Genomic DNA, 13,092 nt, shown 5'->3' with positions numbered 1-13,092 from the left:
TTTTGTTTGTTTTGTGTAAATTTGATATTTTATATATTGACTTTGGTTTTCCGCTCTGCCATACTTGTTTTTATATAGGAAGTTCTTTTATTCTCAGTAAAAAACTCGTTATTTTAACTGTAAAAGAGGTGTTGATTTTATGTATCTTTCCGATATGCACACGCATTCCATTGCCAGCGGCCATGGCACTGAATGTACGATCACCAATATGGCCCGTGCTGCTGCTGCGAAAGGTCTTCGTCTCCTGGGGATCACAGATCATGGACCCGGCACTCTGGCAGCCGGAACTTCTTCTTATTTCCGCAGCCTTACCTACTCTCCCAAAAAGCATTTCGGAGTAGAGCTTCTCTACGGAATCGAACTGAATATCCTCGACAGAAACGGCAGCGTAGACCTGGATCAGGAATTATTATGTAAGCTTGATTATGCCATTGCCAGCATGCATTCCTGGAATTACCGTTGTGGCACCAGAGCCGAAAACACAGAAGCTTTTATCAATGTAATGAAAAACCCCTGTGTGAAGATCCTCGGACATAGTGATAACACTCATTACCCGGTTAATTATGATGTGCTTGCCAGGGCTGCTAAGGAAACCGGCACGATCTTTGAGATCAACGAGGCTTCTCTTGCACCATATGGCTATCGTGGTGATACCAGGGAGAACTGTTTCGAGATCCTTCATTACTGTCGCAAATACCGCCTACCACTGCTTCTTTCCAGCGACAGCCACGGACCGGAACATATCGGCGACTTTACATATGCCGCTGATTTTGTCCATCAGGCCATGTTTCCGGAGAGTCTGATATTAAACAACCAGATTCCGAAGCTGAAAGTATTTCTGCAGACAAGAAAACCGATTTAATTCTGCAAAAAGCCAGCTCTGACATTTTTATCCTGTGTCAGAGCTGGCTTTTATTTTATCTAATGTATTTATTTCTATATCTGTTTTCTTAATACGGTTTCTTCACATTTTCCGTGGAATTTTCCCGCTGTTTACGAACAAGTTCCGCAAGTTCCTTGTACTTGCCTGTGATATACCCGAAATTCTCTTTCTTATGCGGAACCTTACATCTGGAACAGTCCTTAATACCGCTGTCCAGGAAACGGAAATTACCACCGCATTTATCTCCCAGTGCATATAAAGGACAATAGCAGAACAGACAGTTGAAATTATCCGGATCTGCTCCTGTATGGCATGGAAAATATTCACAGTTCTTATGACTGAAATAGGAAAACTCCTTCCCCTCCCAATATGGTTTTGCCATGATCGTTACCTCCTCCCAAGGTTGTACACTCATGATTTTTCCCATAAAAAAAGAGGTAGCGATGCCACCCCGGGGTAGAAATATAATCCGTTCATGAGTGCGCGGAGGGAACGAATGTATCCGGAGTAGTATCGCCTGCCATTTAATCATGTATAATTCATATGAACAGGCGCATTCCATAAAAAAATGCCTACTCTCGTAAAAAAGTAGACAACGTCCCAGGGGTGCGGAGTCCCTGAAATGGTTGTTACACTTTACACGGAAGTTTAACCTCGCCATAACAAGCAGGTTTCCTGGCTCCGGGATCATGGCTTGTCTCTCCTTCTCATACATATGTACAATGGATTATGAGATTCGCTCCTCCGTTACAGTGACCGGATCGCTCAGGTTTCTCACCTGATTCCCTTTTCTGTGAGATTCCGATAATTATCAGATAACTGTCAGACTCCCGCAGCACTTGCTATGTTCAATATGGAATTATACTGACATCATAATAACACCATGTTAATTATATGTCAATATATTTTGAAAACTTTTTTCAAACTTTTCATCAAAAAACATCCCGGCAGAAAACCACCGGGATGCTGTATATTATTGTTATCAGACGGACAAAAGCATCCGCATTTGAACAAAATTATACAAGACGTCTTACAGACACGATTGTTCTGTATGTAGCATCATTGCTGACCTTGATTCCGTCCTGTGAGTTGGATGCATGGACGATCTGTCCGTTGCCCATGTAAATTGCAACGTGTCCACCGTAACAGATCAGATCTCCTGGCTGTGCATCTGCATAGGACACCTCTGTACCTGCATTCTGCTGCTCATAGGATGTTCTCGGAAGGCTGACGCCAAAGTTTGCATATACACTCTGCACAAAACCAGAGCAGTCTGCTCCATTAGTAAGGCTTGTACCGCCCCATACATATGGGTTGCCGACAAACTGTGTTGCATAATTTACAACCGAAGAACCGGAACCACTGCTGTAAGAGGAAGAAGAGCTCTCACTTTCGGAAGAAGATGTATCCTCTGAAGTATCTGCCTCAGAGTAATCACCGTTATCAGAATCAGCGTCTGTGTTGTCTTCTGCTTCATCTGTATTATCAGAGATCACATTTCCATCCTCGTCATACTGAACACCATCGTCCTCACTGTCATCTGTGTCTCCCTCTACATACTCATCATCGTCTTCTGCAGTGTCTTCGTCTGTATTCTCGATCACATCGCCATTCTCATCATACTGAACATCTTCACTCTGATCTTCTTCTGCCTGCTGCTCTTCTGCTTCAGCCTGGCGTCTTGCTTCCTCTTCTGCCTCAGCCTGTGCTCTCGCTGCAGCCTCAGCTTCAGCCTGACGTCTCGCCTCTTCCTCAGCAGCAATACGCTCAGCCTCTAATCTCTGAAGCTCTGCCGTCTGCTCTGCAAGAAGGTTCGCATAATCAGTTGCCTGCTGCTGTGCATAAGCAATCTCATTATCGTAATCTGCGGATGTGGCACGTTTCTCATCCAGCTGTACCTGCAGGTTCTGGGACTCCGCCTCATATTCCTGCTTCATTCCCTCAAGCTCTGCTTTCTCCTGTGTGTACTGTGTCTCCAGGTTGGCTACCTGCTGAATCGTGTTGGAATACTTCTCAAGACTTTTTCTATCCTGCTCATATGTCTTCTGTGTGTACTCAGCTCTTGTAAGAAGCTCTGACAGGTTCTCTGCATTAAGCATCATCTGAAACCATGCATCGTCGCCACCCTTCTCATAAAGATACTGAATACGTTTCTTCATTGCCTCGTACTGCTTCGCCTTGGCGTTCTTAGCCTTCTCAAGGTTAGTCTGTGTAGATGCAATGTCGGCTTCTTTATTGGAGATATCTCCTTCCAGTGTCTGAATAGAAACCATCACGTTTACAAGATTCGCATCAAGAGTAGAAATCTCACCTTCGATCTGGGATTTCTGAGCGGAAAGCTCATCCAATCTGGAGTATGTAGCGTTCAGCTGGTCATTGGTTGCATCCATCTCCTGCTGAAGTGCTGCTTCATCTTCTCTTGTTGCGCTTACGCTGACTACCTGTGCTCCGCTGATGATGAGCGCCAGTGTCAGACATAATATTCTTTTCTTCATGACTGTTCACCCTCACAATCTAATTCTGATTCTATAGCGGCAAAAGTTCTCCGCTGTTTCAAGTTTACTCACGTCTGTTGTTATTTCATTTTTAACAGTCCGTGTAATATTTTTGCAATATCTTGTTTCAATCTTTTTATATATTAACACAGTGTTATTTGGATTGCAAGGATTTTCTATTATTTAGTTTAAAACTTTGTAACATTTATTAATGGTTTTGACATTAAAAAACAGGGGAACCTGACGCATCAAGGATTCCCCTGTTCTGTTTGTTACATATTTTTTTCTTTTGTATCAGCTGTTCTTCTAATTTAGAACAGATCTGCAAGGATCTGATTCGCTGTCTTATTCAGATAGCCTTCCGGATCAGAAAGTGTATTTCTGTTCCATCTGAAGTATGCTCCGTTACGGATATAGTTACCACTTGACTCATGATAGTCATATTTGGTAACTCCAGGATACTTGGCCATATAAGTCTCTGCCAGTGCGATAGCCTGGCTACCATATGTTCCGCTCGGTGTCGGGGTTCCGGAAATCTGAACCCCCGCATTCGGTGTGCAGTGAAGGATCACAACACTCTTATCTGCACACTGTCCGAGAACCATCCATGTATGTCCGCCATTATATCCAATATCTCCAGGATAAAGCTTATATCCGGAGCTTGCAAGCTGCGCCTGTGAAACGATTGTTCCCATTCCTCTGCCTGAATATAAAGATCCGATGCTTCCTGAAACTGTTGTATAGTTCACACCGCCTGATTTATTCTGCATGATCTGATATACAGACCATCCTACATAGCCGGAGCAGTCAAGACCTTTCTGCTCTGTAGCTTCTGTAAGATCCATATAATATTTGTAATTATAAGAACTGGAGTTACTGTCGTACCACTGTTTCCATTTAGGGCTTACGCCCTTTCTGGTTGCATCGGAATCATTATGTCCTCCGCCCCATACATAAAGTGTCTGTCCAACCGGCTTCAACGCATTGGCCAGGAAATTCTTAATAGTTCTGGTTCCTGTGGATGGTGTCGTATTAGGATTATTATTCACCTGCAGAATTCCGCTGCTGTTGAATGTATATTTCTTACCGTCAATAGTCACAGTACCGGTTACCATGATACCAGTAGATGGATTAAAGTAATACTTATATCCCTTGGATGCATTTTCCACCCAGCCAGTTGCCATAACACCGCTGCCACTGTAGAAATAATATGTATTATTTCCAATCTTCTTAAATCCCTTGTACATAGCTCCTGTACTCGGATCAAAGTAACGTTTCTGGGACTTACTGTTTGTTGCCCAACCAGTTGCCATAAAGCACTTACTGGTAAAATACCGGGTAACCTTCTTGGTATCTGTAAGAAATGTGTTCTTGGCAGCAACACCATTGCCACTGTAGAAGTAATACTTCTTCTTGCTAATGGTCGCCCATCTGGTCGTCATGTATCCTGTGCTTGTATTGAAGTAACGGGTGTTCTTCTTACTGTCTGTAAGCCAGCCTGTTGCCATGTATCCTTTGACACCGTTGGCATTATAGAAGTAACGTTTACCCTTTCTGTCCTTGGCCCAGCCTTTTACCTGCACGCCTGTGGAAGCATTGAAGTAATACTTCTTGCCGTTCAGTGTAAGCCATCCCTTAACCTTCTTGCCATTCTTGTAGTAATAAGACTTTCCGCCTTCTGTCTTAAAGCCCTTCTTGGTTGCAGCCTGTACATCTGTTGCAGTTGTGTGTACAGTCGCCCCAGCTGCAAAAAACATCAAGATCAAAAAAAGTCCCCAAAATTTCCATTTCCTGCTTAATTTTCGCATACATACCTTCCTTTGATAGATAATTGATATTTACTATTTCTGAAGTCCGGCTGATCGTTAGCTGCTGAATTCATTACAATTCTGTTACAAATTTACGTCCATATTATATACCATTCTTTACTCTACGTCAACTATTTCCGTTTTTTCCACCATTTGCACATAACTATAACCAGCATTTTGTGATATTTTTACGTAGAAAATCCCCGGGACATCTGATATTCACAGACATTCCGGGGATATGATCATTTAACCAGCGTACAGCTGTTTATAACAGATCTGTTACAGACTCTTACAGGAATTTTTTGCGAAGCTCTGCTCCGTCAAGTGCACTTAAGTATGCAGGTGCAACATCAAATACAGTTTTGCAGCCCTTCTGTCCTTCCTGGTTCATGCGATATGCAGCTCTTGCATAGGCAACGATAACAGAAGATGTGAACTCCGGATTGGAATCCAGTTTCAGGCTGTACTCGATCACATGGCTGTTCTCGTTGTTCCAGCCGGTTTTGCCGCTGCGGATCACAAAGCCGCCGTGCGGGATTCCGCTGTGATCACGGTCAAGCTCTTCCTGGGAGATGAAATGTACAGTTGTATCATACTCATCAAAGTAGTTCGGCATAGTCTTGATCTCTTCCTCGATACGTGCAAGATCAGCACCCTCCTCAGCTACTACAAAGCACTCTCTAGTATGTTTCTGGCGTGTTGTAAGCTCAGGATTCTCTCCGTTTCTTACAGACTCAAGAGCAGCCTCTACAGGAATTGTATACTGTTTTGCGTCTTTTACACCTTTGATACGGCGAACTGCATCGGAATGTCCCTGGCTTACACCCTTGCCCCAGAATGTATAGTCATTTCCATTTGTAAGGATCGCATTTGCATACATGCGGTTCAGGGAGAACATTCCCGGATCCCAGCCTACAGAAATGATTCCTACATGTCCTGTCTCTTCTGCTGCCTTGTCAACATTCGCAAAATGCTCCGGAATTCTCTTATGTGTGTCAAAGCTGTCTACAACATTGAAATATTTTACATATTCCGGTGTCTGAACAGGAAGATCTGTTGCGCTTCCTCCGCAGATGATGAGAACATCAATCTCATCTTTCATTTTCTCAGCATCCTTTACAGAGTACACCTTAGCTGTCTCAGTAAGGATCTTTACAGTCTCCGGATCACGTCTGGTAAATACTGCAACCAGCTCTGTATCCGGATTATGTTTGATGGCGCACTCCACACCGCGGCCCAGATTACCGTAACCTAAAATACCAATTCTTATGCTCATAACGATTTCCTCCTCTTTTTCTTTGCAGATGCAGTTTCAGTCATCTGCAATCTATATCGCAAAACGGGTCTGCAGGATCCGTCTTACAAACTTTTTTAAATCCGCTGCATCAGCAGCAGAAAATACCGCCCGGCCAGCACATGGCACAGGCCATGGTCCTGCAACAGGCATCACACATATCATCCCCTGCTGTGGGCATACCTCCAAAAGGCCCCTGCTGCTGTTGGTACCAGCCGCCTCCGCCTTCCATACGCTGAAGCAGTATACGGTACTGCATGTTGTTCGGTTCCTGGCGGACTGCTTCCCGGATCTGATCCAGGGCTGTCACATTGTTTCCAAGTCCCATATTGGCCATGGCAGCCAGATAATACCACTCACCATTTTTCTGTCCAAGAGAATTCAGTACATTCATAGCTTCCTGATAATGACCGCTCTGTATATAATTGGCGGCTGCACGTCTGCGCATACTCTCCTCATCCTGGTAGGCCGTGGAATTACCATTGCTTCCATAGCCGCCGAATCCGCCGTAATTTCCGTATCCGCCATAATCACTGCCTGAGCTGCTGCCATACTCCCGTTCTTTCATGATCTGTTCGTATGCCTGCTGTACTTCCTTGAATTTCTCCTCAGCCTGATCCTTATTCGGATTGTTGATATTGGCATCCGGATGATACTTCCTGCTGAGTTTGCGGTATGCTTTTTTTATTTCGTCATCAGATGCGTTTCTGGGAACTCCCAGCACACTGTATGGATCTAACATTGTTTTTCTTTCTCCCGTTCTCCCTTGCGCTTCTGTCCGATTGCCGTAAAACGGCACCACACGCCGGAATATAAAATATTTCGGAGGATATCTCCATAACGGATAACAGGAAGTTTCTCGAATTCCCTGCATGCCTCGGAAAGCATCATGACCAGCATCCTGCGGATCTCCTCCTCGAACCCTTCCATCTTATATTTTTTGAGAAACGGATTGTAATTTCCGTTTTCTGCGTCTTTCTCCACATCATCGTAGGCATCCAGGATGTAAATAAATTTTCCCAGGTAAAAGCCCATTCTGCGAAGAGAGGATTCCCACATATCCTCACGAAAAGCCAGAATCTCTTCCATGATCCTGCCGGAGCAGCCGGCTACCAGATCCACATCTGTCTCTCCTTCTTTCTCCAGCCCGGAAAGCTCTGAAAGTGTTTCCTGAATCCTGCGCATTTTCTCCGGATAACCCGACATGTGCTTCCGACCGATATTCTTAAGAAGAGTGGCATAGGCATAACGGAAAGGCTTTCTTTCATCCTGCCAGTCATCCATACACTTATAATAAGAAAGGATCACATTCATATCTGCGCAGTACTCTGTCACTTCGTTTTTCCGCACAGGCTGCGCTTTCAGCGGATGGACGGCACAACGGGATTTTCCCTTTCTGGTAGGCGGCTCATAAAGCCCGCTTAAAAGCAGCACCACAAAGGTCATATCATAGGTCAGGGATACCTGTCCCGGAATCCCGTAACGCTCCCGCAGCTCCCGGCACAGGCCGCAGTAAAAAGAGCGGTACATATCAAAATCTTTGAATTTGATCTCAGGTTTGTTGACTGTCACATATCCAAACATGTCAGCTCCTCTTTACAAATTTCGTATGGCATTTGGGACATTCGATCTCGATTTTTCCCTTGCCTCGTGGAATACGGATCTTCTGTCCGCAGCCCGGACAGGCGTAGATGTGATGAGTTTTTCTCTGTTTCATTAAATTCTTTTCTTTATTGAAACGAAGACGGAGCTTCGATGTCATCTGAAGATATTTCTGGTTCTCTGCATAACGCTGCTGGATATTTCTGGAAAAAATACGGAAATACGCATACACGATAGCCGCGATTCCCAGGAAATCAAGCACACTTCCTACACTGCGGTTTACAATGTTCACAAACATAGTCAGTATGATAAGTGCCAGGGCAACTCCCATCGTAAATCTGGAAAGCTCATCCACACCGTAACGTCCCTGCATAAATTTATTAAATTTGTCTCTCATAAAAATCTGTCTCCTTTACATTTACCTCTCACAATGACAGTTCTTATCTGTCATTGCATACCTGGAAAATGTAGAATTTCAGATAATAGGACTCGTCTGCTGACCAGAGGATCGGATGATCCGGAGCCTGTGTGCGGTATTCTACCTGACGCAGTCTCTTATGAACGTTCTTCGCTGCCTGTCCGATGGTCTGTGTAAAAAGCTCATATGTCATAAAATGAGAACAGGAGCAGGTTGCCAGAAAGCCGCCGTCTTTTACAAGACGCATAGCACGGAGATTGATTTCACGGTATCCTTTTACTGCATTCTTCACAGAGCTTCTGGATTTCGTGAAAGCCGGCGGGTCAAGGATAACCACATCAAACTTCTCACCTTTCTCCTCAAGCTCAGGAAGCAGCTCAAAAACATCCTCGCAGATGAATTTCACTTTCCTGTCCAGCCCGTTAAGTTCTGCGTTGCGTGTTGCCTGCTTTACAGCTGTCTCAGAAGCATCTACACCCGTTACACTCTTAGCCCCTGCAATTCCCGCATTGAGGGCAAAAGATCCTGTATGGGTGAAGCAGTCCAGAACTTTTGCTCCTTTACAGAGTCTCTGGATCGCCAGACGGTTATATTTCTGATCCAGGAAAAATCCTGTTTTCTGTCCGTCTTTGATATCTACTTCGTATTTCACGCCATTTTCTTCGATCTGAACGATGGTCGGAAATTCTTCTCCGATAAATCCCTTGGTAAGTTCCATTCCTTCCTGGCGGCGTACTTTCGCGTCACTTCTCTCATACACGCCTCTGATATGGATCCCGTCTTCTTCCAGGATCTCTCTCAGCACGCGGATAATGGTGTCTTTCAGGCGATCGATTCCCAGAGCCAGGGACTGTACGACAAGAACATCCGAAAACTTGTCCACAACAAGTCCCGGAAGAAAATCAGCCTCACCGAAGATGATACGGCAGCTTCCGGTATCTACCACTTTCCTGCGGTAATCCCATGCGTCACGGACACGCTGTTTCAAAAATTCTTCGTTGATCTCTGTATGTTCGTCTCTGGTAAGCATACGAACCGCGATCTTGGAATTGGTGTTGATAAACCCTCTTCCCATGGGATAACCGTCAAAATCGTGAACCAGCACAATATCTCCGTTATTAAAACTTCCCATGATACTTGAAATTTCATTATCATATACCCATAGGCCTCCTGATTTCAGAAATCTTCCTTCGCCTTTTTTTAATGTTACTACTGCCAGGCTCATAAATTCTACCTTTTCCCTTTCTCATTTCCCGAGGCAGCGCAGAAATAAATTGGATAAATTCCTCTCACTGCCTGTGTATAAACCAATTTAAGGACAATTCTATCACAGAAAAAATCATTTTTCCAGTGCTTACCCAAATCCTTAATATAAATCACAGAAATTTCATAAGCTGCGAACTTGTCCGATTCCTTTAACAGAGTTCCCCGAATACTTATCCGGCAGATATTTTTCTTATATAAAAGACCCGCAGCAGAAGGTTAAAAAACTTCTGCCGCGGGTCATACTTGATTTTTTAATAAAATGCTGTTCTGATATTATTCTGCTGCAGACTCATCTGCTGCAGAATCTGTACTCTCACCATAAAGTCCTGCAAGAAATTTTATAGTGTCTTTATAGAGAGTCTTTTTATCTTCCTCTGTGACATCAGCAAGAAGGGCTTTAGTCTCGTCTGTAACATCTGTATCCTCCTCGGAATCGTCAATACCAAAAAGCTTCTTAAGCTTCTTATCCATCATGTTAAGCTCTGTGCTCTGGTAAGTTTCAGTTCCATCTGCCTCATAGGAATCTGTTCCATTATTGAGGATATCGTAGTAGTCCTTCTCAACTGTAGCAGCCAGATTCTTACCTGTCTGCTCATCCAGTGTCACTGTTGCAGCTTCTTCTGTATTCTCAGTTGCTGCAAGAAGAGAATCTGGATCTCCCTCATACTCTCCTTTTGCAAAAAGTGCAAATTTATCATAATTATTTCTGGCTTCCTCGCTGAGTACAGAAGTATCAGGTTCTGTGCTGTCAGTCTCTGTGGATGCAGCCTCATCAGATGCACTCTCATCAGAGCTGCCGCTTTCGTCAGATGTGCTCTCATCAGAGCTGCCGCTTTCGTCAGATGTGCTCTCATCAGAGCTGCCGCTGTAAGTTCCGTCATCTGTTGCATCCGGGATTCCTGTTCCGTTTCCGTCACTGCTGTCTGAAGAATTATCTGTCTCGATCTCAAGTGTGGGATCTTCTGTAGAACTCTGGATCACATCATCGCCAAGTACGCTGTCATCTACACTGTTTGTGATATCATCTGAATCACCGTCAACCTCTACAGTATCATCTTTGTTCTCTCCGTCCAGAGTATCATCACCTGAAGACGCCTGGCCGGTTGTGTTCTCATTAACCTGCTCCAGAGTTTCTTTTACATCATCGTAATTGTAGCCCTGCTCTGCAATCTTCTCGAGAAGAGATACGATCTTGTCAATCTCCTCCTGGCTTACAGAAACATTGTTCTGCTCTGCCACATTGATAACAATATTCTGGATCTCATCTGCATTCTGAACATTGTTCTGGATCACGTCCATCTTGGACTGGTTTACAACTGTAGTTGCCTCATTCTTTCCAACCTGATCTGCAAGATTTCCGGTAACTACCATCTCTTCGTTTGCAAGTTTTGTCTTGGTCTCGTCAAGCTTCTTTCCACTGGCCTGCTCATATGCCATCTGGATACCTGTAAGAGCACCTGTTCCGGATACTTCCATCGGGCAGGCTGCAACAACTTCACAGTTCTTTACGCCAGATGTGGAAAGTGTGGTTGCGATCATATTACCTGTTACCCAGTTCAGGTTCGCAGTACGTACCTTGATTCCTCCGGACTGTGTAGGCTTCACATATGCACAGCTCAAAGTTCTGGTACCGATCTGAGACTGCGGTGCGATATTGTCCAGATGGTTATGCTCATCCTGATTGGTAATGGTCATGATCTGTACCTGATCAGAACTTACATTAAAATATTTCATCATAGTCTGTTTCTGTGCATCTGTAAGGTCTGCACCAAGTGTTACAACTCTGGCTGCATCTGCCATTACTGGATTTACGCTGCCCGCAACAAGGCATGCACTGCAGAGTAATGCTGCGATCAAATTTCTTTTCTTCATTGAATTTCCCTCCAATTTATGACTTTTCAGGTTAATTGTACTATAGCTTTTTTATAAACTGCTGCTATAAGTTTACTGACGTTTTTTCTGTTTCATATTATAACACAGTTGTATAGATATTTGTAATTAAAAAAAGACCATCTCTGAGAAATGGTCTCTCCAAATGTTACTGTTCACTCCGTTCTCAGTAACACGCTTCGCGATGCACAGAATTTATGCTAATTGCATAAATTCGCGCGGTATGTCTCGGGTTTTCTGTGACCTTCGCTCACAAAAAACACCTCGCGGAACATTGCCAGTGAACAGTAACCTCCAAATACCAAATATCCTGTCGCTCCATATAGATATTATCCGATTTTCTTTAATTTTCCCAACTTTTCCGCTTCTTTCAGCAATTCCTGATTTCCGGCATTCATGGTGCCGAAATCTTTCAGCGGGCAGTAAACTTCCCGACATTTTTTCATGGCTTCCAGTGCCTTCTGATAATTCTCCCGTGAAATGCACTCAAAAGGTTTCTCTGCTATCACCTTACCGGCAAGCTCCCTTGCCACCTGATAATCCGCATCATTGGTATGAAGAACTCCTGTGATAAAAGGAATTCCCTGTCTCTGAAGTTTACGATATACCGGAATCCCACTTCCGTTGCCTCCGATCACAAATATCTCCGGTTCTCCGGATGGCGGCTCCATCTCCACACATCCAAACTCTGCATTATAGCTTCCGCGGGTAATTCCGTAAAGATTCTTAATATAATCTGATGTAAAAATCTCTTCCGGTGCGCCGTATTTTTCAATGTAATCTCCGTGAACACAGATCACCTGATCGGATATCTTCTGGGCAAGATCCAGCTCATGAAGAGACATGATTACTGTCACCTGTTTTTCCAGTACCATCTTTTTGAGGATAGCAAGAAGTTCCAGCTTATGGCGGATATCCAGAAAGGAGGTAGGTTCATCCAGGATAATGATCTCCGGCTCCTGGCAGATTGCTCTCGCCAGAAGGATCCTCTGTCTCTGTCCATCACTGATCGCTGTAAAATCCCGGTCTTTTAAGTCCCATGCGTGAACCATTTCCATTGCATTCTGAACCTTCTTTTTATCCTCCTCAGAAAGAATCCCCAAGGTTCCTGTATAAGGATAACGTCCGGTTGCTACTACATCTTCACATGTCATAAGTTCCGGGCGCATCCGTTCAGTAAGCACAACAGCCAGCTTCCTTGAAACTTCTTTATTTGTCATACGGCTCATTTCAGCCTGTTCCAGATAAACAGTACCACTGATCAGGGAAAGCTGTCTTGTGATGCTTTTCAGTATCGTGGATTTACCAGCTCCGTTTGGGCCGATCAGTGTCAGGATCTCGCCTTTGTTCAGTCTGATATTGATCTCTTTGATCAGCGGTTTTCCATCATAACCTACAGTAAGCTGATCTGTATAGAAAAAATATGATTTCATCTT

11 protein-coding genes and 1 riboswitch are annotated in these 13,092 nt (G+C 44.1%); of the genes, 1 reads left to right on the top strand and 10 read right to left on the bottom strand.

Features of this window, described 5'->3' with window-relative positions:
- The first annotated feature begins 139 nt into the window (after positions 1 to 139).
- On the top strand, positions 140 to 862 hold the full coding sequence (locus HFM85_RS01250; protein ID WP_173736889.1) for a phosphatase: 723 nt from the start codon (positions 140 to 142) through the stop codon (positions 860 to 862).
- Between the two features lie 88 nt (positions 863 to 950).
- On the opposite strand, the gene HFM85_RS01245 is transcribed toward HFM85_RS01250, so the two are convergent.
- The 10 genes from HFM85_RS01245 to HFM85_RS01200 form a co-directional block, all read right to left on the bottom strand.
- Positions 951 to 1,265 (bottom strand): cysteine-rich small domain-containing protein, encoded by a 315-nt coding sequence (locus tag HFM85_RS01245; RefSeq protein WP_173736888.1) that lies wholly within the window; start codon positions 1,263 to 1,265, stop codon positions 951 to 953.
- Between the two features lie 266 nt (positions 1,266 to 1,531).
- Positions 1,532 to 1,736: riboswitch (cobalamin riboswitch) on the bottom strand.
- A gap of 163 nt (positions 1,737 to 1,899) precedes the next feature.
- Positions 1,900 to 3,378, bottom strand: coding sequence for a C40 family peptidase (locus tag HFM85_RS01240; RefSeq protein ID WP_173736887.1), 1,479 nt, complete (start codon positions 3,376 to 3,378; stop codon positions 1,900 to 1,902).
- Between the two features lie 311 nt (positions 3,379 to 3,689).
- Positions 3,690 to 5,186, bottom strand: coding sequence for an N-acetylmuramoyl-L-alanine amidase family protein (locus HFM85_RS01235; protein ID WP_243873771.1), 1,497 nt, complete (start codon positions 5,184 to 5,186; stop codon positions 3,690 to 3,692).
- Positions 5,187 to 5,475: 289 nt separating this feature from the next.
- On the bottom strand, positions 5,476 to 6,462 hold the full coding sequence (locus HFM85_RS01230; protein WP_173736886.1) for a diaminopimelate dehydrogenase: 987 nt from the start codon (positions 6,460 to 6,462) through the stop codon (positions 5,476 to 5,478).
- 109 nt (positions 6,463 to 6,571) lie between these two features.
- Positions 6,572 to 7,222, bottom strand: coding sequence for a J domain-containing protein (locus HFM85_RS01225; protein WP_173736885.1), 651 nt, complete (start codon positions 7,220 to 7,222; stop codon positions 6,572 to 6,574).
- The gene (locus HFM85_RS01220) at positions 7,216 to 8,064 is read right to left on the bottom strand and encodes a DUF5685 family protein (RefSeq protein ID WP_173736884.1); all 849 of its coding nucleotides are present in this window, start codon (positions 8,062 to 8,064) and stop codon (positions 7,216 to 7,218) included. The genes HFM85_RS01225 and HFM85_RS01220 overlap by 7 nt, the downstream gene beginning before the upstream one ends.
- A gap of 1 nt (position 8,065) precedes the next feature.
- A complete protein-coding gene (locus tag HFM85_RS01215) occupies positions 8,066 to 8,479 on the bottom strand; it encodes a hypothetical protein (RefSeq protein WP_173736883.1) in 414 nt (137 codons plus the stop codon).
- A gap of 43 nt (positions 8,480 to 8,522) precedes the next feature.
- The gene (locus HFM85_RS01210) at positions 8,523 to 9,725 is read right to left on the bottom strand and encodes a class I SAM-dependent rRNA methyltransferase (protein ID WP_173736882.1); all 1,203 of its coding nucleotides are present in this window, start codon (positions 9,723 to 9,725) and stop codon (positions 8,523 to 8,525) included.
- 314 nt (positions 9,726 to 10,039) lie between these two features.
- Positions 10,040 to 11,638, bottom strand: coding sequence for a DUF1002 domain-containing protein (locus tag HFM85_RS01205; protein ID WP_173736881.1), 1,599 nt, complete (start codon positions 11,636 to 11,638; stop codon positions 10,040 to 10,042).
- Between the two features lie 347 nt (positions 11,639 to 11,985).
- A complete protein-coding gene (locus tag HFM85_RS01200) occupies positions 11,986 to 13,089 on the bottom strand; it encodes an ABC transporter ATP-binding protein (protein WP_173736880.1) in 1,104 nt (367 codons plus the stop codon).
- Positions 13,090 to 13,092: the final 3 nt, after the last annotated feature.

It is taken from the genome of Blautia schinkii (genome assembly GCF_013304825.1).
Classification (GTDB): domain Bacteria; phylum Bacillota; class Clostridia; order Lachnospirales; family Lachnospiraceae; genus Blautia_A; species Blautia_A schinkii_B.
The sequence above is the reverse complement of the archived record's forward strand: the minus strand, read 5'-3'. Positions and strand labels throughout refer to the sequence as shown.

What these genes read in the sequence shown, in the direction of transcription:
- HFM85_RS01250 (WP_173736889.1), top strand. Translation starts at nt 140, where the DNA reads ATGTATCTTTCCGATATGCACACGCATTCCATTGCCAGCGGCCATGGC.
- HFM85_RS01245 (WP_173736888.1), bottom strand. Translation starts at nt 1,265, where the DNA reads ATGGCAAAACCATATTGGGAGGGGAAGGAGTTTTCCTATTTCAGTCAT.
- HFM85_RS01240 (WP_173736887.1), bottom strand. Translation starts at nt 3,378, where the DNA reads ATGAAGAAAAGAATATTATGTCTGACACTGGCGCTCATCATCAGCGGA.
- HFM85_RS01235 (WP_243873771.1), bottom strand. Translation starts at nt 5,186, where the DNA reads ATGCGAAAATTAAGCAGGAAATGGAAATTTTGGGGACTTTTTTTGATC.
- HFM85_RS01230 (WP_173736886.1), bottom strand. Translation starts at nt 6,462, where the DNA reads ATGAGCATAAGAATTGGTATTTTAGGTTACGGTAATCTGGGCCGCGGT.
- HFM85_RS01225 (WP_173736885.1), bottom strand. Translation starts at nt 7,222, where the DNA reads ATGTTAGATCCATACAGTGTGCTGGGAGTTCCCAGAAACGCATCTGAT.
- HFM85_RS01220 (WP_173736884.1), bottom strand. Translation starts at nt 8,064, where the DNA reads ATGTTTGGATATGTGACAGTCAACAAACCTGAGATCAAATTCAAAGAT.
- HFM85_RS01215 (WP_173736883.1), bottom strand. Translation starts at nt 8,479, where the DNA reads ATGAGAGACAAATTTAATAAATTTATGCAGGGACGTTACGGTGTGGAT.
- HFM85_RS01210 (WP_173736882.1), bottom strand. Translation starts at nt 9,725, where the DNA reads ATGAGCCTGGCAGTAGTAACATTAAAAAAAGGCGAAGGAAGATTTCTG.
- HFM85_RS01205 (WP_173736881.1), bottom strand. Translation starts at nt 11,638, where the DNA reads ATGAAGAAAAGAAATTTGATCGCAGCATTACTCTGCAGTGCATGCCTT.
- HFM85_RS01200 (WP_173736880.1), bottom strand. Translation starts at nt 13,089, where the DNA reads ATGAAATCATATTTTTTCTATACAGATCAGCTTACTGTAGGTTATGAT.